Raw genomic sequence first — 19,910 nt, 5'->3', positions numbered from 1 at the left:
TAATGTTTTAACATTTGTTAAATTATTCACATTCTAATAGTACCATATCCGCCTACAAAAAGCAAGCTGTATATTTCTCTTCCATGTGGTCAGGCTTAAGCGCTTCCTTGGCATGGCGGAGGTTTTCAAGACCCATATCTTCCTCTCGATTCACATACACGACTTCCTCCGGCAGACTTTTACAAAATTCACTGCAGACAAGTTGATAGAGCCCTCGAAATTTGTCGTTTGCCTTTTCAAAATGTTCTACAGCGGTATTTTGAGAAAGCCTCTCTCCTATCGCGAATGCTTCTATTTTTCCATCGATGAAAACCGCAGTTCCATAAACGCTTTCATCTTCAGCAAACTTCAGCAAACTTCAGCAAACTTCAGCACCTCGCCGATTGCTTCTTCCTCCATATGAAGGCTCTCAAGCTCGTCTGCATCATAATCCCTGCCCGCTTTCACGCTGCGAACCAATTCCATAATCTCGGCGGTCATAGTGCGGTCAATAGGCTTTGCCTCGTAGCTGTAGGTTTTCAAAAAATAATTGAGATGGTTCTTTTTCTTGTGCAGCGCCCGTCCACTGAGAGAAATCAGCTTGTCCTTCAAATAGACATATTCATCGGAATCTCTATCGTGTTCGAAGGATAATTCCTCCGGAAACGCCTCTTCCAGATACTGCCGCATATGCGCAGGTACCAGCACAATCGAGAAAGGAATTTTTCGCTTCTCAAAACGGCTGCGTGCCTCCAGTACAGCCTCACGCAGCTTTTGGGGTTCATACACCCCGTTCTTTGTCATAGGCATGGAAATCACCGCACTAGGCTCGCCAATCATGCAGTCTGCGCCTGCCAGAAACAAGTAGTCTCCGATGACCTCCCAGCAAAGGCAGTGGGTATTTCTCCAAATGTAGTTAGCTAGGAAGGTATACCCTGCTCCACGATAGTCAAATCCATGAAAATACTCTTTTAAAATACGTATATCTTCTCCTGTCATATCTTCAAAACAATGTTTGAAAATGTTCATAAACTAAGGCTCCATTTCTTTATTTGCTCTAAACTCTCGTAGTCTGTAAAGTCCATCTGCAGCGGCGTGATAACCGCATAGTTTTCAGCCACGGCGGAAAGGTCGTTCTCCTCACCCGGCTTTACATAGTCACCCGGCTGTCCTGACAAGGTATATCTGCTGCCCTCCACCAGATGAAATTTATCGTCATAATATCTTGTGTTTCCAAGAGGAACGTATTTTATTCCCCGAATCTGTTCTTTCGGTAAATTTGGCACATTGATGCTCAGTACCACCGACTTATCCAGTTTACCGTATACCAGGTCGATTGCCTCTTTCGCCAGGCAACAAGCTACATCAAAGTAAACCGCGTCATGGTCGTCTACCGAAACCGCCACCGCATGAACACCGCTGAGCGCCGCTTCTGCCGCCGCGCCAATAGTTCCCGAATACAGGGTGTCTCTGCCAAGATTGCTTCCCATGTTGATGCCGGAATAAACCATATCAATTGGTGCTCCCGCCTCTGCAAAAAACTGCAGCCCGATTTTAGTGCAGTCCGCCGGCGTTCCGCTGATCTTATAAGCAGCCTTTGCTCCAGGAAACTCCGTTTTTTCGATGATTACATCCTGCCCTAGGGTGATAGAGTGGCTCCTTGCACTGCGCTGACTTTCCGGTGCGCACACGTACACATCCGCTACTTCAGACAGCGCCTTCACCAGTGCCGCAAAACCTGCAGCCTCAATCCCGTCATCATTTACTACTAAAATATTCATGCCCAATCCATTACCTTTCCAATCGAATCGTAAATCACCAGATTTGCTCTCCCATCATAAGGAGTTTCTGATTTGTTAATCAACACCAAGTTCTTTCCCCGGAAATAGTTGATCAGTCCCGCCGCCGGATATACCACCAGAGACGTACCTCCGATAATCAGGGTATCCGCTTCGGAAATCGCCTCCACTGCACCGTTGATGCAGTCATCATCCAGCATTTCCTCGTAAAGGACGACGTCCGGTTTCATGATACCACCGCAGCTGCACCTGGGAATACCATCCTCACAGTTAACATCGTCCAGCATATAGTCCATATCGTGGAAAGCGCCGCACTTTTCGCAGTAGTTGCGAAGAACGCTGCCGTGAAGTTCGTAAACCTTCTTGCTGCCCGCTTTCTGGTGAAGCCCGTCGATGTTCTGAGTCACCACAGCCTTCAGCTTACCCATCTCCTCCAGCTTCGCCAAAGTCAGATGCGCCTGATTTGGCTGCGCCTTTGGATAAAGAAGATTTTCCCTATAATATGCAAAAAACTCCTTTGTATGATTTCTATAAAATGAATGCGACAGCATCGTTTCCGGAGAATACCCGTATTTCTGCTGCGCATGATAAAGCCCACTTTCGGAGCGAAAATCCGGAATATTACTTTCTGTGGACACCCCTGCTCCTCCAAAAAATACGATGTTCTCACTTTCGTCAATAACTTTCTTTAATCTTTCATCCATTATGGTTACCTCCAAAGCTTTCAAAGGCGAAATGCAGTCAGGTTTCAGCTGTGCTTAAACCACACTATTAAAAACGTGCTGGCATTACCTTAACTATATAATTATACCACAAAACCCGCGGAAAAAACAGGTTAGATTCTGTACTATTTCTCGTATCCCGCTTCGATTTCCTTTACTCTTTGGTATACCATTTCCGTAGTCGGAACCGCAATGCCGTGCTTTCTCGCCTTTGCAATAAGCGCACCGTTAAAAAGTTCTACCTCAGAGTAACGCTTTGCCAGCCCGTCCTGCCGCATAGACGGCATGCCCTGCGGATTAAGTGAATCCAGCAGATTAATATATTCCTGTAAATCTGTCTCATTCAAATCCACGCCTTCTGCATTGGCAACAGGAATTACCTCGCTCATAGCTTCTACCGCCAGCTGATGACCACTGCCGCCGGTCTGCAGCGTGCCAAAAGTGCCTTCCAGAATCATCGCTGTCGGATTGCAGCCTATATTGAGCATCCACTTGCTCCAAATCCTGCGCAAAATATCATCTTCCTTCGTATAAGGAAACTGCACCCCGTCAAACAGCTGACAAATCCGCTGCAAGTGCTGCCGCTGCTTTTGGCATGCAGCGCCTTCCCCTTTCGGTACACCAATCCTAAGCTCACCCATGTGACTGTAAATCAGATGGTTGCCTTCCCTGGTTGCGTCCATACCCTGTGCCACCGTGTACACGATGTGTTCCTCGCCAAAAGCTTCGCTCAAAACCTCTTCACTGGAAATACCATTGAGAAGAGAAATAATCGTTGTATCCTCACCAACAGAGTCCTTTGCAAGTTCTACCGCCTCAGAAAGCGCTGTGCCCTTTACCGCAAAAACCAGCAGATCCGCCACCTCCTGTTTTCCAGCCTCTATCATAGAAAAACTGCAGGGCTTTTCGTTGCAGTACGCACCCTCTTTTTCAAAGCGCTCCGTACGCCTTTTATCTCCCACAAAGGCCACCGCCCCTGCGCTCATCTTCCCTGCCAGAAAATCACCAAACATAATGCCCAGCGCTCCCATGCCGATAAACTGTATCTTTTCAATCCGTTTCATGCTGTCTCGTCCTTTCGAGTTTCTTTTCCATCATATACTATATCGTTTTTTGCCGGGCGTGGCAAGATGGAGACGCGATACATCGAAAAAATCCCCAAGCCTTAGGCCTGGGGATTTTCAATTCTATAAACTCAGCTTTTTCATTTACACTGACTCCGAACCTTCTTTTTCGAGGTCTTCAAGCTTAGTGCTCTTGCCAATCAGTCTTACAATAACTGCCAAAGCTACAATGCCCAGTGGAAGAATAATCAGCGGAGATAATCCTGCTGCCGCAAGGATAAATCCGAGAATTGCCACAACTGCTACTGTCATTGCATACGGGATCTGTGTTTTTACGTGATCCATCAGGTCAGCTGCAGAGCCCATGGAACTCATGATTGTCGTATCAGAGATCGGCGAGCAGTGGTCGCCGAAGACAGCGCCGCAAGTTACTGCTGCGATAGTCACGATAGCAAGGGATCCGACTTCTCCGCCGGACATTCCAACAGCAATCGGAAAAGCAATCGGAATCATGATTCCGCTGGTTCCATAAGAGGTTCCTGTGGAGAATGCCATCACGCAAGCGATTACAAACAGAATTGCCGGAAGCAGAAGTGCCGGAATTGCAGTTCCTACCAGTCCGGAAATGTATGCGCCTGTTCCCAGCTCACTCATGACGCTGCCTGTAGACCAAGCCAGCATGAGAATTGTGATGGTGAACAGTAGCTCTTTGCAGCCGCCAAGCCAAACATCGATGGCTTCTCTTAAAGTCATGATTTTCTGCGCTACTGCCATAATAATGCACAAAATGGATGTAAAGATAACCGAATACAGAATACTGGAAGCTGCATCGGTATTACCAAATGCAGTTGCAATGCCTTCCAAGGTGAAGCCCGCATCCATACCGCCGCCTGTGTACCACAGTGCCGCAACAGTCACAAAGATGAATGCCAAAATTGGAATTGCCGCATTGTAAATGCGAAGCGGTGCGCCTTCTGCTACATTCATAGCATCCAGTTCCTTACTCATCATCGGTTTTGCGTTATCTGCGTAAAGCTTTCCAGTCAGTCTTGCACGCTTTTCTGCCTTGTACATCGGACCGTAGTCTCTCTGCATGAGCACTACAATAATAACCATTGCGATTGCAAAAATATTGTAAAATCTGTACGGAATGGTCTGCAGAAAAATTCCGTATACGTTGGCGGCCTCCATGCTGATGGAGGTAAATGCCAGTGTAATCATACCAATTTCGTGGGCAACCCATGAAGAAATTGGTGCCATATCGGTTACAGGACCTGCCGTAGAGTCGATGACATACGACAGCTTTTCTCTGGAAACCTTTGCCTCGTCAGCAACAGGACGCATGGTCGGACCTACAATCAGGGAGTTTGCAATATCTTCAAAGAAAATAATCAATCCCAAAATCCAAGTCATGATCAACACATTTTTGGTACCCTGTGCTTTTTTCGCCATGGCAACAGCCATAGCCTGCATTCCTCCCATTCTGCTCATAACGGCAATCATCCCGCCTACAGCCAGAATAAACAACATCAAAGACGCATTCCAAGAATCCGCTACAGTACCTACAAAGTATGTGTCACAGGTGCGCAGAAAGCCCTCAAAAATATTTCCTCCATTGATGATAGTTGCACCTGCAAATACTGCTGCTGCCAGCGACAACACAACCTGTTTGGTGATAAACGATAAAACAATTGCAATAAACGGCGTAATAAGAGAAAGCGCGCCAAAATACTGCGTTTCCTCTCCGTCTTCCCCAAAGGCAAACTGGGTCAATACCAGCATGCCGATGAGGAAAGCTGCTGCAAGAAACCATCTCCGATTAGAGATACTTTTTCCTTTCATTGCCTTTCCTCCTTTTTATTATTTTGTCTTCAGTATGCCACGCTGTATCAGCTCTTTGGAGTAATACATTGCATCATAAACCATGTGTTTTACGCGCAGAATCTGCGTTTCCCACAGGTAATATTCGTGAGAACCTTCCTCTGCCCTGTTGTATTTTGCAAGAGCGTGCGCCAAGGCCGGTATTGGATTTTCTGTCTGCAGCGCGCAGCAGGAGTCCTGTCCGTAGCGGCCCGAGTAGCAGCGCAACATTGCAGTCTGTCTCTCGCAAAGCAGCGCCAGACGGTCGTATTCCTCTGCGAATCCCTCCTGATTGCGTAAATCCCAGAGGGCTTCCAGCGCCTTTGCATATTCCTCAACAGTTTCACCCAGTTCAGAGATTAAATCCGCACCACGGCCGCTAAGCACCTTAATCTGGCTCCACTGCTCTCTGGTGTCATCTGCTAACGCCTTTAAATCGTAAAGAACACGGTCTGCATTGACCATGCCTTCGATGATATACGCAAAATATTTTCCGTGTCCCAAAAGCAGGTCTCTGTCCAATTTGTCAATGGTGTCAGAGTCGCTGTGCAGCCATGGACTGTAAAATGCGTAGTTCAGTTCTACCAGCTTTTCTTCTGTGTACTCTGTTGCAAAGGAGCAGTACGGAACGCCTACACCGAAGAAAGAGGAGTCACCGCCGCCTTTGTACGCCCGATGCCACTCTCCTTCCTGACCCCAGATTTCCTTGATTGCACCGGTCAGATAGTCTTTCAGTTCGGGCTGTCCTTCCACGCCTGGAATGGTAGTTCCCTTAATTGCCAGATTGTCGATGTTGATATACGCCAGACAGTTTTCGTTCATATCCTTCCAGTAATTGTCTGCATACCAGGCGGAACCGCCGCCCTCTGCGATTTCGTGGCCGTCCCAGAATACAAATACTACGTCGCGGTTCAGTTCATCTTTATGTTTCTGAAAAAGCCTTGCGAGTTCTAAATTCAGCGCATTGCCGGACGCATTGCAGATTGCCGATTTTCCCCATGCGTCCACATGGCTTCCCACAAGTACGTACTGGCCGCTACTCTTTCCGCCGTAAACTCTGCCAATTGGCTGGTCTGCAGTAATCCACTCTCTGGTCGCTTCCGCCGTCAGATGGACGCTGACTTCGCCCTTTTCACAAAGTCCTGCAAGATATTCACCGTCGGCTCTGGAAATGCTGATTACAGTCAAATCCACAATATCCTTTTCTGTGTCCGGTGTCGGATTTCCCCACTGGGCCTTAACTGCACCCATCTGAATCAGGCCGTCTTCTGCCTTACCCCAGTTCATGATAATCAGAGCTTTTGCACCCATTTCCCAGGCAATCCTTGCCTTTTCAGGTCTGCCCGGACTCCAGTTCATGTCGGTCAGAACGATTTTGCCAGTCACGTCCTTTCCTTCATAGTCCTCGTAGGCACCGCTTCCCAAATAAACAAGTTCCCCGCTGAGCCCTTCTGCTGAAGTGGATTTAATATGACATACAGGTCTTGCCGGAATTTCCTTTTTCTCCGGCGCAAGAAGTGTCAATGTTGCTTCTTTCGGATAGCTCTGGTACATTGGGAAGTGGTCGATGTGCGCTTCCACACCGTACTCCTTTAATTTTCCGCAGATGAATTCCGTCGCTTTACGCATTTGCGGCGAACCGGAAAGTCTCTCTCCGACTTCATCCACCAGATAAGTCATATTTTCATACATTCTGTCCAGTGACAGTTCTTCTGCCAGCTTTTCATAAATACTCATATTACTTCTCCTTACCCTCTCTTTAAGAATGCAGTACAACAGTGAATTGCACCGAATCCTTTCATAACTTCATCAAACTCAACCGGAATAACTTCGATTCCATTTTTCTCAAGAAGCTCTTGGCTTCTAGGATTTCCCGCCGGCATTACAATCTGTCCCGGTTTCAGGGCTACAAAGTTAATTGCAAAGCTTTCCTTTGCTTCAGTCTGGGACGGGCACTCCAGCAGCTTTATGCCTTTTTTCTTCAAAGCATCGCACACATCGTAAGGCACCTGTGACGCATGAATCATTGCAACATCGTGGCTTGCAAAGTTGAGATTTCCATCGATATGGGCGTGACCGTAAGGTACCTGCATGTGCAGAATTTCTGTTACACCCATGCGCTTTAGTTCGTATTCCACCATTTCATAGCCGCTTCTGTTGGTCCTGACGCCGCTTGCCAAAATTGCAGTGTGACGGTCGACCCACATCACCATCGCTCCCTCAAAGGTTGCGTCACCGCAAATGGTTCTGATGATTGGAACTCCAAGGTCTGCAAGAGTCTTTGCAGCATATCTTTCCTCGCCGCGTCTTGCTTCCATAGCAGGTCTTGTTACGATAGCCCCTTCCGGTGTCATCAGTACCAGGTCTCTGCAAAACAGCGCGTTAGGTTTATCCTCTCTCTGCTCTTCGATGTAGTGAACGTTGACGCCGTGAGCTCTGTAAATGTCTGCAAGACCGTCATGCTGGGCACGAAATTTTTCCGGATCGATTGCCGCTTTAAAGCGAGCTTCCTGCCAATCAAAGTTTTCAATTTCCCGCCCCGGACGACGCATCAAAACCGCCTTCAGCTGGTCAACCTCGGAGCATACACCCCAGTCACCCCACAAGTCCTTCATATCATCAATGATAGTAGATTCCTTCGGGAACCATCTTTCCCCTGCAATTGCGTCGATATCACGTTTCTTATCTGTCATGCTAAATACCTCTCCTTATCCTCTCTTCAAAAATGCGGTTATGCAGTGCAGCGCACCTCTGCCCTTCATAATCTCTGAAATATCTACAGTAATTACCTTGATTCCGTTGTCTTCAAGCAGCGACTGACATCTCGGATTTCCCTTCGGCATTACAATCAGTCCCGGCTCCAATGCTACAAAGTTGCATCCAAAGCTTTCGCGCACCTCTGTTGTAGATGGTGCTTCCAAAATCTTGTATCCTTTCTTTTTCAAAACGTCCAGCACGTCATAAGGTACCTGTGACGCATGAACCATCACAACATCGTTGCTGGCAGCGTTCATCAGACCATCGATATGAATATTGCTGTAAGGCTGCTGCATGTGAATGATTTCTGTTACACCCATTCTTCTCAGTTCTGTTTCCACCTGGTCGTATCCGCTTCTGTTGCAGCGGCTTCCCGTGGAGATAACCACAGTTTTTCTGTCCACCCACATTGCATTTGCACCTTCAAACATGCCGTCTCCGTTGATAGTTCTTACAATAGGCACACCGATATCCGAAAGGGCTTTTGCTATATAGCGTTCTTCTCCGCGTCTTGCTGCCATACCAGGTCTTGTGATAATCGCACCTTCCGGTGTCATAAACATCAAATCCCTGCAAAAAATTGCATTCGGTCGGTCCTCTCTCTGTTCCTCTACGTAGTAAACCTTGACACCATGCTCCCGATAAATATCCGCAACTTGGTCATGCTGTTTTCTCATTAATTCGATATCAACCGGTTCATCAGAAAATCTGTACTCTGCTGCATCAAAGTTTTCTACTTCTTTGCCGGGTCTGCGAAGAAGCACCGCACGCAGCTTTTCAACTTCAGACGCAACGCCCCAGTCTCCCCAGTAAAGATTCATATCCTCCTCAAAGGTTGTCTCTTTCGGAAACCATCGTTCCCCCGGAATTGCGTCAATATCAAATTTCTTAAGTTCCTGACTCATGTCAACCTCCTCATTTATTCCTACTTCTTTCTCGTTGCACAACTTGTATTTATAAACCGCAATTATTATGCCAATTTATAAAAAAATAAAAACCGCTGAAATTAGCGGTTTCCATCGTTCTATGGCTTTAGCCTATCGCAAGTAGTAAAAAAAACTTTACTATTCTGTAAAGTTTTTCGTACCATCAGCGATTGATGTCATATTTATTCATTTTATAGTTCAGCGCCTGCTTGGATATTTTCAGCTTTTTTGCGGCATCACTCATAGTACCGGTCTGAGCCAGCGCTTTCTCAATGAGACTGACCTCAAAATCAGCCAAGGCTTTGTCGATGGAAAAATCCGGATTGTTCAGGTCGACAGCAGGTTTGCCCGATGTCATATAGTCCGGCTCTCTTCTCGCCGCAGTAAACATATATTCCGGCAAGTCTTTCAGCTGAATAAATGCAGCGTTGGTCACGTTAAACGCCCCTTCGATGATATTTTTCAGTTCGCGCACGTTGCCCGGCCAAGGATATCTTCTAAAAAGTTGTTCCACTTCTTCATCAATACCCAAAATCTTCCTGTGCATTTTCTCATTATATATAGAGATAAAATGGCTGACCAGAAAAAACAGGTCATTCAGCCGCTCACGCAGCGGCGGCAGTGAAAGCTGCACCACACTGAGTCTGTAAAACAAATCCTCTCTCAGCTTTCCGGTTCTGATGCACTCCATAGGCTGCTGATTGATTGCGGAAATAATCTTTACATCGATGGGAATCGGAGAAAGCCCTCCGACTCTGGTAATCTGCTTTTCTTCGATGGCTTTGAGAAGCTTTGCCTGCACGCTGCACTCCATAGAATTAATTTCATCCAGAAACAAAGTGCCTCCCGCTGCCATTTCAAAGAGTCCGGGTCTGTTCTCAGCGCCAGTATAGCTGCCCTTTACAGTTCCAAACAGGATGCTTTCCAGCAGGTTTTCCGGGATAGACGCGCAGTTTTGTGATACAAACCGGCGGTTTTTTCGCTTGCTGCTAGTATGAATAGACTGCGCCACCAGTTCCTTTCCTGTGCCGGTTTCGCCGTAGATGAGCACAGATGAGTCGGTGTCGGCAATCATGCCGATTCGCTCTTTGATAATCTCCATCTGCATGGACGAAGTGACGATATCGTCGATGGTATACATGGTCTTCACATCGTCGGCTTCTTTTATCTGTAACACGATGTCCTGCCGCTCGATATCAGAATCAATGTATCGTGACACATCCACCACCCCTACGATGGTATCTCCTTCTTTGATAGGCAAGGTAGTATTAACCGCCCGAAGGTTCTGTCCATCATAGGTGCTCAAAACCTGATACTCATTGAAAATCGGTTTACCCGTGCGAAGAACGCGGATAATGCTGCTGTTCTCCTCCGTCAGACTGGGATAAATGTCCAAAAGATAACGCCCGATTAAATTCTGCTCCTTCAGAAGATTGACGTCAGGTCGATATGTAATAAAATATTCAACCTTTGCGTCTGCATTGACAATCATCATTCCGTCAATGAAGTTGTACAGATTCAAAATCTGCTCTGCATATCTTCTCAGCATGTTATCCATCTCCCTCTGCAGTCTTTTTATTTTTGATTATACAGCGGTGTAAAGCAAATCGTCAATATGTAAATCGATGCTATGATAGATACAGGCGGCACCTCCGCTCCGTGTCTGCTCGTCCACGGTCGTCTTCGGTCGCGGTGCATAAATTTCAAAAAACTCCCTAAAATATGCACACTGGCATACGTAAATTTTCAAAAATCAATTAAAATATGCATATCCGCAGCCAATTTACCGTTAAAAATCGTATGGCACACCATAAGATATACGTATTTACGCCAATTTCTTCAAATATATGCACAGATTTTCCTATAAACGTGCATATATTGACAAAAACTTCGAATTATATGCACGGCCCGGTTTTGTCCGCTGCATGCAGCGCATCGGACAAACAAAAAACCAAGAAATGCGTATATGCAAACCTTGGTTCTTAATAATTTGGTGATTTGTGGCAGGCTCGAACTGCCGACCTCTTGGTTGTCACCCAAGTGCTCTCCCAGCTGAGCTAACAAATCACAGCTAAATTGCTTTCTCAGTATAACATACGCCAGTGCAGTTAGGCAACTCTAATCTGCCGCTGCACTGGCTTCCCGTATCCGGTTATTTACAGAACTTGCGCCTGTTCCTCTCCTGCAAGCACCCGATGAATGCCCTTTGCCAGCGCTTCCATCTCGTAGGTTCCTGCGCTGACAGAAACCGGCGCGATAAAACCGACTCTTTTTTCCATTTCCGCAGTCAAATAGGAAGAATATGCCATGCCGCCTGTCAAGATAATTTTATCCACCTTGCCGCACACTACAGGCGCTAAACTTGCAATATCTTTGGAAAGCTGCATAATCATAGCGTCATATACAAGCTTCGCCTCTTCGTTTCCTTCTTCAAAGGCCATGCGCTCTACATCTCTGGCGTCGTTGACTCCAAGGTAAGCGGTAAGCCCTCCCTGACCCTTCAGCTTTTTCTGCACTTCTTTTTCGGAAAGTCCGCTCCTGAAGCAGAACTTTACAAGTTCTCTGCAAGGCACACCGCCAGAACGTTCCGGCGAAAAGCCTCCTTCATCATCTCCGACAAAATCCAACACTTTTCCACCTTTAATTAGATTGCTGGTAACACCTCCGCCCAAATGACAAACGATATAAGTAGTGTCTTCTAATTTCATGCCGTCTTTCTTCGCCTGCTCGATACTAACAGCGCGGCTGTTGAGCACATGAGTAAAAAAGGGTTTCTTGATTTCCGGCACACCGGTATAGGTAAAAATCGGATCCGGCACGCCGCAGCCGCAAACTGCGTCATAAGCATAGCCGCAAATACCAGTTCCCGCCTCCTCTGCGATTTCATAGGCAATAATCGGCGAAAGATTAGCAGGGTGCGGAATCTGGGAAGTTCTGCACGCATTTACAAAGGTCTCGTCGATGAGATACGCCCCGCTTTCCAGCTGTCCGATAGCGCCGGCTCTTGCAGCAATTCCAGCCAGATCAGACGGCTTCAGCGATTGGCTTTCCAAATATTTCATCACGGCAGCTTTTCTGAAAGGCAGCTGCTCATTGATATCCACAAACTTTTTCAACTCTTCCGCCGGATGGTCGATGTTCATGGAGTGTACTTCCTTTTCGCCGTCAAAGACAGCAACCTTCGTAGAAGTAGAACCCGGGTTGATTACCAGAATATATTCAGCCATTTATTTGTCTCCTTTCGCACACGCCGCAGCCAGAAGCAGCGACTGTCTCTTTTCCTTCTCTGTAGCGCCTCTTGAAGTCAGAGCGATGGGCACCTTTGCTCCGACAATCAGCCCCGCCATATCAGCACCCGCCGAGAAGAGAAGTGCCTTTCCGAGAATATTGCCGCACGGCATATCAGGCACGACCAGCACATCAGCGTCGCCTACCAGTTCACTGTCAAACCCCTTCTTGTGTGCCGACTGCCTGCTCATCAAAATATCATAAGAAAGAGGCCCCTCCACAATACATCCTGTGATTTCTCCATTTTTATACATTTCGGTCAAAGCCGCTGCGTCCACAGTCTCCGGCTGCTTGGGATTGACCTTCTCTATCGCTGCCAAAAGTCCGACCTTTGGCATATCATATCCCATATTGCAAAGATTTTCAACAGCATTTTCGATAATTTCCTTCTTCTGTTCCAGGGTCGGATAAAGAACCATGCCGCTGTCGGTCAGTACAATCAACTTGTGGTAATTTGGAATTTTCAAAAATGCCAGATGGCTCATCAGCTTTCCTGTACGCAGACCATTCTCCTCTTTTACAACGGCCTTCAAAAGAATCCCCGTATCAATTTTGCCCTTTAGAATGAAGTCCGCCTTTCCATCTCTGACGCACTGGCAAGTCTTCTGCGCAGCTTCCTCCAAAGTCTTAGCATCGATGATTTCACAATCGTCAAGGTCACCGTCAAAAGCTTTGATTTCTTCACGAATCAGAGCCTCATCACCAATTAAAATGGCATCAACTAAACCTTCCTTTCTGCACTGTCTCACCGCAGTTAAAGCAGATTTGTCCTGCGCTGCCGCCACTGCAACGGTCTTCTTTCCCGCTGCGTGAAAGCTCTTTTCTAATTCCTCAAAATCTTTAAATGCCATAGTCTTTTCCTCCTGCCGTACGGATTGCATATTGCATGTAATTTATCTTATGTTAAGCATATCACATTTACTGTACCTGGTCAAATTATTTTTTTGACCTCCTAACTTTTTGTTTGGCATCTTGCGAAAACGCAAAAAAATTGGTATAATAAAGTATATTTTTGAACAAAGCTTAAAGGAGAGTGTTGCTGTATGGTTAATAATTTCGACCAGCTGAAACAGATTGCAGATTTAGTTGCCGCTCAGTTCGGCTCTGCTGCAGAAGTAGTTATACACGACTTTACCGGAGAGCTGGATCATACCATCGTCTATATAGTCAACGGCCACGTGACCGGCAGAACCATCGGCGATGCACCGACACAGTCTTTCCTAAAATACATGAACGTTAATCATCCCAGAAAATCCATTGAAAAGGTTCGTCACATTTCCCACCTTCCAAACGGGCGGATTATTCGTTCTTCAACCGCCAACTTTTTTGATGAGGACGGCACACTGAACAGTTCTCTGTGTATCAACCAGGATATTACCGATTTGGTTGCACTGGAAAATGCCGTAAAAGGTCTTTCTGAATCAGGCCAGTTCGAAACCAGCGTATTGTCTACCAACGGTAATGAATTCGACCTGCAGCCGTCATCCATTCACGGCATGATGGACAATATCATCACAGAAGCGCTGGCATTTATCGGCACGCCGCCGGACAAAATGAATAAAGACGCAAAGATTAAACTGCTTCAATTCCTCGACGAGCGCGGCGTCTTTATGATTCAAAAATCCGGTCAAAAAGTCTGCGAACTTCTCGGGATTTCAAAATTCACCCTTTACAATTATCTTGAGGAAGCTCGCGGAAAAGAAAAATAAGGCTTTCTTTTCTTTGGCGAATTTGTTATAATAGCCTTTGGGTACAGACAGCAGCAGATTGATTGTCTGTTTACCACCTTTGTGTGAACTAAAATATCTAAAGATTTGAGGTGAAAAGATGCGTAACATTTCTTGCTAGTTTAATCATGCATGAAGAAGTTTATTTTAAGACGGTAGTCACCTGCCGCTTTATTTCTCATGCAGTCTGCGAGAAAGTTACCCATCTTTGAGAATAAATATATGCTACCTTTATAAAGAACTATCGGTGCTGCCTTTGCGCCGTGTTTCTTAGCCCTGCAATATTTATAAGCTGTGAGATACTTTCTTGCAGCTTATTTTATTGTATGAATACCAGGAGGTGCATATTTATGTCTTTAATAAGTATAAACAATTTAACTTTCGCCTACGATGGCAGTTACGATACGATTTTTAAAAATGTCAGCTTTCAAATGGATACGAACTGGAAACTGGGATTTACTGGTCGAAATGGCAGGGGAAAGACCACGTTCCTAAATCTGCTTCTGGGAAAATATTCTTATGAGGGTCAAATTTCTTCCAAAGTAACTTTCAGCTATTTTCCCTTTACGCCTCAGACTGCCGATGACATAAACCGCCTGACGCTGGACATCGTCGATCAGATTGTGCCAAATTATGAATACTGGCAGCTTTCCCGCGAGCTCAACTATCTGGAAACTTCCGACGATATTCTATATCGCCCGTATACTTCTCTGTCCGGCGGCGAAAAAGCCAAAGTGCAGCTAGCTGCTTTGTTTCTAAGGGAGGACGGCTTTCTTCTCATCGACGAACCGACCAACCACCTGGACATGCATGGCAGAGAAATCCTTGCCAAATATCTGCAGAAAAAGCGGGGCTTCATTCTGGTTTCCCATGACCGTCTTTTTTTAGACGCCTGCGTGGACCACATTCTGTCCATCAACAAAACAAATATCGAAATTCAAAAAGGAAATTTCTCCTCATGGCTCTACAATAAGGATTTGCAGGACAGATATGAAATGGCTGAAAATGAAAAGCTAACCAGACAGATAAAATCTATGGAAGCCGCCGCACGCCGCACTGCTGCCTGGTCTGATACTATTGAAAAGCGAAAAACCGGCGGTACCGGCGGTCAGGCAGGTGTCAAACCTGACAAAGGTCACATCGGCGCCCAGTCCGCTAAAATGATGAAACGTTCCAAGGCGGCAGCGATAAGAAAGGAAGCAGCTATCAATTCAAAATCTTCTCTTTTGAAAAATATTGAGCGCGCAGACGACCTGAAAATCCATCCTCTAACCTATCACACGGATGTACTGGTTACCTTAGATCACGTAAGCGGGTTTTACCTGGACTCTGCGGATTCAACAGCGTTCCCAGTTTTTAACAAGAAATCTTTTACTGTCAAACGCGGCGACAGAATTGCACTGCAGGGACCTAACGGCTGTGGCAAGTCCAGCATTTTGAAGCTGATTTTGCAAGCTGCAGAAAGCACCTTTGCTGCTGTAACAGACGAAGCGCCTGTCAGTCTCCCCGAATTCACCGGGAATCTGCACGTCGGCAGCAGACTTGTCATTTCCTATGTACCGCAGACCACAGCAGGTCTTTGCGGTACGCTGGATACTTATGCCTCACGCCGCAGCATTGATATTACTCTGCTGAAAACTATTCTGCGAAAACTCGACTTCAGCAGACTTCAATTTGAGAAAAATATAGAGGACTACAGTGAAGGCCAGAAGAAAAAAGTCCTTCTCGCCGCAAGTCTCTGCGAAAACGCTCATCTGTACATCTGGGACGAACCGCTCAACTACATCGACGTTTTATCCCGCATGCAGATAGAAAATCTGCTTCTGCAATTTCAGCCGACAATGATTTTTGTCGAGCATGATAAAGCGTTCTGCGATAATGTGGCGACGGAAACAGTGCTTCTGTAATTTTCTTTTCCGGCATTACTACTTTGAGAGTTCCGCATTTTAACTAACCCCAGTTAAAATGCGGAACTATTCAAAATAATGATCCAGCATTTTGTTGATGCTGAAGGTGTCAATACTGCCGTCCACATCATCAAAGGTATAGAAAATATCCCGCCACGGTAAATATCCATGTGCCTGGTATTGCTGCATCTTCCAAATAAAGCTTCGAATATAGCGCTCATTCTCTATCATGGTACAGTGTTCTAAAAACTTGAACCGGTTCTCACTGCGCACCAGAACTTTGAAATCCGGTACAACAGTTTTATCGCCCAGCAGCAGCCTTTCTTCATAGTGATATGGGATTCCTCGCTCATATAAAATGTCCGCAATAAGAGCTTCTGACTTTGAACGTACAAATTCTCCTTTTTGCGTTTTATGAGTCAAATGCTCCGGATGAAAATTAGATTTGTTGTAATCAGCAAATTCCCACTGCTTCGGATTCAGTATCCCCTCTGCCCAGTACGTATCATACCTCTGATACGCCTTCGGCAGTGACTGCATGACCTCATGAGGCTCGGTCGGACGATATTGATCCAAATACTGCTCCATCAAGCCCTGATTATACTCTATATTCCGAATTGTAACTTCCAAAAATCGTCTTTCCTGCAATTTCTGCACTTCTTCTTTTGCACCGTTTCCTAAATACTGTTTCTGTCCATCTTTGAGCCGCATGTAATACGGTCTGCCATTAGAGGCGCAGAGTTTCAAATAGCCCTGCGGTAATTGCTCCAGTCTTTCCTGATAACGCCGTTTTGTCGTTAACAATCTCTTTAGTTCATACGCTACATGAGTTTTACTGTTATACAAAAAATCCCCTCCTTTGTTTTACAACATGTCTACATTTTATATCACTTGTGCGCAATATTCAAATATCTCTTTGCATAAATGTATATTTCTTCCTAATCAGATGAGGTCTTGCAAAGTAACTGGTGCCGAAACAAAGCAAAGCACGCAAGTATGTATACACTCCATCGCGTACTAAAAAAGCAAAAAAGTAAAAAGCCCAGGCGCATCTATAACAATGGCATTAAGTTAAGAAAATCTCACATCACAGAAAATGTGGTGTGGGATTTTTTTGAGAATAAGTATTGTGAGAAAATGATTCTTTCGTTATTGACAATGGAGGGAGCATCTTTATCAAATGAACTTTTACGGCAGTTTGGCTATGGCTTAAATACAGCAACATCATCTGCTTTTGTCCAGCAGCGTAAGAACATACTTCCTAAAGCATTTGCGTCGCTTTTTCATGATTTTACAGCAGCAACTTATAGTAATGATAATTATAAAGGATATAAACTCTTGGCTGTTGATGGTTCAGATATTCAAATCGCAACTAATCTAAACGATAAAGACGCTCTTTTTCAAATAGCAGAAGGTGTAAAGCCTTATAATCTGCTGCATTTGAATGCTTTATATAATCTGAAATCTCACACTTATGAGGATGCAGTCGTTTTCAAACGCAAAGAAGCCGGTGAAAACAAAGCGTTTACTGAAATGGTGGACAGATCCGCTCTGCAGGGAAATGTAATTGTGATTGCAGACAGAGGATATGAAGCATATAACAACATGGCTCATATCCAAGAAAAAGGATGGTTTTATCTAATACGGGTGAAAGATTTTAATCAATATTCATCGGTATTCTGCATGGCTTAGAGCTGCCGGATACTGATGAATTCCCTGCGGATACTCTGAAACAACTGTATGGCATGCGGTGGGGAATTGAAACTTCATTTAGAGATTTGAAATATACAGTAGGACTGCTTCATTTTCATTCAAAAAAGGTGGAATACATACTTCAAGAAATCTTTGCACGGTTAATCATGTATAACTTTTCAGAATTGATTACCTCGCACGTAGTCATTGAAAAGAAAGACAGAAAGTATGAATATAAGGTCAATTTTTCTGTCGCAGTACATATATGCCGTGAATTCCTGCTTAGTATAAATATCCCACCTGATATTGAATCACTTATTACAAGATATATAACGCCCATTCGGCCTGGACGTTCAAGGCCTCGTGAAAGGAAAGTCAAACAGGCAATAAGTTTCATGTATAGAATAGCATAGATTTTTGAAATATACATTATTTTTTTGACAAGGGAACGCTCTTGTCTATTTGTTGCATTTTTAAATCTACAAAAAAACAATTAATCAGCTTGAATCAAAGGGAAAGAAAGAGAAGTTAATATCGCGAACAATACTAACTTCTCTTTAAATCCCTTAACTTAATGCCATTGAACATTTGCTAGAGAGTATTATTTTTACAGCATCTTCAAGAAATCTGAGGGAGTCATAGCTATATGCTTTTCAAGCCCTGTCTCCAGAAAGTCTTTGTCGCCGGTAAGAAGAATATCTGTACTAGTAACTATATCTGCACGAAGAGCCGTGCAGGAACCTGTCAGATTTGATGAAATAGACTGAAATTTTCATTTTTTTTGAATAAGCGATTGACAGATTATTATCGATATGATATTCTTATAAAAAAGAAAAGGGGGGGATATAATAATGAAATCTAAAAAGATAGTTATATGTAGTATAACGATTCTTACAGTTTGCATTGCTCTTTGTTTGAATATTGGTTATAAGACGAATGAAAATGGAGAAACTTATGGTCGCATGGCTCATATTGCTGATCCAACAGGAATTTTCTTAAAGGAAGATCCTGATTTGATAGCTGTAATGGCTACAAATGGAAAAAGCGGATATGTAAAAAAGGACGATTTCGTATCAGAGATTCCTAAAAATCCGGAAGAGGCATTAAACATACAAGAGGATTCTTTTGTGAAAAGTATTCCGGTCTATAAAAATGATGGTATTACTGTCATTGGAGAATTTCAATTTAATTAGTATTCGTTTATATTCTATTATAATTGAAGATAGTAAGGAGGTCGTATTATGACTTGTAGAAGCAAAGTTTTTCGGTTAGGTTTAGCGTTAGCATTAGTTGCTACATTTATGCTGGCATTAGTACCGGCTGAGAGTGAGGCTCAAACGCTAAAAACAAATGAAGCTGGGGATACGTATGGTTCCATTGTGACACAGACAGAAGTTCCAGATCTTATTGCTGCAGTAGCAACTAATGGACAAAATGGATTTGTTAAGGAAGCGGATTTTTTCGGTGAGTTACCAAAAAATCCAGAAGAGGCAATCCAGCTTCAAAAAGAACAAAAAGATCGAATAATCCCCGTTTATAAAAATGATGGGATAACGGTTATTGGGGAATTTGTTATTTCTGCACCTGATACAAATGAAAGTGGTATTCAAGCAAGATCTCTGTATTCTGCTACATCTTCAAAGAAATTTTGGACGGTTGGATCAAGAACATATTATGGTGAGGCTACCATTAACCTTTCTAAAGCAGGAACAAAATATGCAAGTTCAAGTGTTAGCCTTGGGGTTGAAAGCGGAACTTCTGTTGCAGCAGGTAATTTAGGAATAAGACCCTATGTTGTGAATGCCGCTGGTACAATTGTTGCATCGAAGGATACGTCTTTTAATAGTAGTGATGGTTGTAAGAAGTATACTACAAGCGCAACATATTCAACATCATCCGGAACATATCGTGCTTATGGTCACATCTTTATTTGGAATGGGACAAGTTACAAAGGAGATACCACGTACAATTCCCCATATTTAAATTTCTAATTTCTCCAATAGTAAGAGAAATATTCTAAATAAAAAAAGAGTCTTTATGCACTTTTGCAGAAAAATAACACTCTCCAGCATTTGCCCAATGGCATTAAGTTAAGAAAATCTCACATCACAGAAAATGTGGTGTGGGATTTTTTTGAGAATAAGTATTGACATATGAACAAAAAAATGCGGTCGCTTTAGCTGCTGAAT

At 44.4% G+C, this 19,910-nt stretch carries 19 protein-coding genes and 1 tRNA gene; 6 read left to right on the top strand and 14 right to left on the bottom strand.

Features of this window, described 5'->3' with window-relative positions; translation table 11 throughout:
* Positions 1-52: 52 nt before the first annotated feature.
* The 13 genes from V1225_RS03950 to V1225_RS03890 form a co-directional block, all read right to left on the bottom strand.
* Positions 53-355, bottom strand: coding sequence for a phosphatidylglycerol lysyltransferase domain-containing protein (locus V1225_RS03950; protein ID WP_338547612.1), 303 nt, complete (start codon positions 353-355; stop codon positions 53-55).
* Complete coding sequence (locus tag V1225_RS03945) at positions 349-1,008, bottom strand: phosphatidylglycerol lysyltransferase domain-containing protein (protein ID WP_338547611.1); 660 nt, start codon at positions 1,006-1,008, stop codon at positions 349-351. Before V1225_RS03945 ends, V1225_RS03950 begins: the two co-directional genes overlap by 7 nt.
* Entirely contained in the window at positions 1,005-1,760 is a 756-nt protein-coding gene (gene surE / locus V1225_RS03940) for a 5'/3'-nucleotidase SurE (protein WP_161908316.1), read from the bottom strand. The genes V1225_RS03945 and surE overlap by 4 nt, the downstream gene beginning before the upstream one ends.
* Positions 1,757-2,482 carry an NAD-dependent protein deacylase gene (locus V1225_RS03935; RefSeq protein ID WP_251631285.1) on the bottom strand — a complete coding sequence of 242 codons (726 nt, stop codon included), beginning with the start codon at positions 2,480-2,482 and terminating at the stop codon, positions 1,757-1,759. Before V1225_RS03935 ends, surE begins: the two co-directional genes overlap by 4 nt.
* 143 nt (positions 2,483-2,625) lie before the next feature.
* Positions 2,626-3,564, bottom strand: a complete 939-nt coding sequence (locus V1225_RS03930; RefSeq protein WP_338547610.1) for a 2-dehydropantoate 2-reductase — start codon at positions 3,562-3,564, stop codon at positions 2,626-2,628.
* A gap of 144 nt (positions 3,565-3,708) precedes the next feature.
* A complete protein-coding gene (locus V1225_RS03925; RefSeq protein ID WP_338547609.1) occupies positions 3,709-5,406 on the bottom strand; it encodes a Na+/H+ antiporter NhaC family protein in 1,698 nt (565 codons plus the stop codon).
* 18 nt (positions 5,407-5,424) lie between these two features.
* Positions 5,425-7,161, bottom strand: a complete 1,737-nt coding sequence (locus V1225_RS03920) for a M28 family peptidase (protein WP_338547608.1) — start codon at positions 7,159-7,161, stop codon at positions 5,425-5,427.
* 11 nt (positions 7,162-7,172) lie between these two features.
* Entirely contained in the window at positions 7,173-8,117 is a 945-nt protein-coding gene (locus tag V1225_RS03915) for an arginine deiminase family protein (protein WP_160202020.1), read from the bottom strand.
* A 15-nt stretch (positions 8,118-8,132) separates the two neighbouring features.
* A complete protein-coding gene (locus tag V1225_RS03910) occupies positions 8,133-9,086 on the bottom strand; it encodes an arginine deiminase family protein (protein WP_160202021.1) in 954 nt (317 codons plus the stop codon).
* Positions 9,087-9,270: 184 nt separating this feature from the next.
* Entirely contained in the window at positions 9,271-10,656 is a 1,386-nt protein-coding gene (locus V1225_RS03905) for a sigma 54-interacting transcriptional regulator (protein ID WP_160202022.1), read from the bottom strand.
* 442 nt (positions 10,657-11,098) lie between these two features.
* Positions 11,099-11,174: transfer RNA gene (locus tag V1225_RS03900), tRNA-Val, on the bottom strand.
* Between the two features lie 89 nt (positions 11,175-11,263).
* Positions 11,264-12,334, bottom strand: coding sequence for a butyrate kinase (buk, locus tag V1225_RS03895; protein ID WP_338547607.1), 1,071 nt, complete (start codon positions 12,332-12,334; stop codon positions 11,264-11,266).
* Positions 12,335-13,246 (bottom strand): bifunctional enoyl-CoA hydratase/phosphate acetyltransferase, encoded by a 912-nt coding sequence (locus V1225_RS03890; protein WP_161908310.1) that lies wholly within the window; start codon positions 13,244-13,246, stop codon positions 12,335-12,337.
* Positions 13,247-13,438: 192 nt separating this feature from the next.
* On the opposite strand from V1225_RS03890, the gene V1225_RS03885 reads away from it, so the two are divergent.
* Entirely contained in the window at positions 13,439-14,104 is a 666-nt protein-coding gene (locus V1225_RS03885; protein ID WP_160202025.1) for a helix-turn-helix transcriptional regulator, read from the top strand.
* A 368-nt stretch (positions 14,105-14,472) separates the two neighbouring features.
* Positions 14,473-16,029: a ribosomal protection-like ABC-F family protein gene (abc-f, locus tag V1225_RS03880; RefSeq protein WP_338547606.1), complete on the top strand. Its 1,557-nt coding sequence runs from the start codon at positions 14,473-14,475 to the stop codon at positions 16,027-16,029.
* 66 nt (positions 16,030-16,095) lie between these two features.
* Here the strand turns inward: abc-f and V1225_RS03875 are convergent, their stop codons facing one another.
* Positions 16,096-16,875, bottom strand: coding sequence for a hypothetical protein (locus V1225_RS03875; RefSeq protein WP_160202027.1), 780 nt, complete (start codon positions 16,873-16,875; stop codon positions 16,096-16,098).
* A gap of 150 nt (positions 16,876-17,025) precedes the next feature.
* Between V1225_RS03875 and V1225_RS03870 the strand changes: the two genes are divergently transcribed.
* The 4 genes from V1225_RS03870 (at position 17,026) to V1225_RS03860 (ending at position 19,712) form a co-directional block, all read left to right on the top strand.
* Positions 17,026-17,721 carry a transposase gene (locus tag V1225_RS03870; RefSeq protein WP_338547605.1) on the top strand — a complete coding sequence of 232 codons (696 nt, stop codon included), beginning with the start codon at positions 17,026-17,028 and terminating at the stop codon, positions 17,719-17,721.
* The gene (locus V1225_RS14735; protein WP_350339732.1) at positions 17,694-18,134 is read left to right on the top strand and encodes a transposase; all 441 of its coding nucleotides are present in this window, start codon (positions 17,694-17,696) and stop codon (positions 18,132-18,134) included. The genes V1225_RS03870 and V1225_RS14735 overlap by 28 nt, the downstream gene beginning before the upstream one ends.
* Positions 18,135-18,572: 438 nt before the next feature.
* Positions 18,573-18,914: a hypothetical protein gene (locus V1225_RS03865; protein ID WP_160203299.1), complete on the top strand. Its 342-nt coding sequence runs from the start codon at positions 18,573-18,575 to the stop codon at positions 18,912-18,914.
* Positions 18,915-18,962: 48 nt separating this feature from the next.
* A complete protein-coding gene (locus tag V1225_RS03860) occupies positions 18,963-19,712 on the top strand; it encodes a hypothetical protein (RefSeq protein ID WP_160203300.1) in 750 nt (249 codons plus the stop codon).
* Positions 19,713-19,910 lie beyond the last annotated feature (198 nt).

The sequence above is a fragment of the Emergencia sp. JLR.KK010 genome, from assembly GCF_037018265.1.
Classification (GTDB): domain Bacteria; phylum Bacillota; class Clostridia; order Peptostreptococcales; family Anaerovoracaceae; genus Senimuribacter; species Senimuribacter intestinalis.
This window is presented reverse-complemented; position numbering and strand designations above follow the sequence as displayed.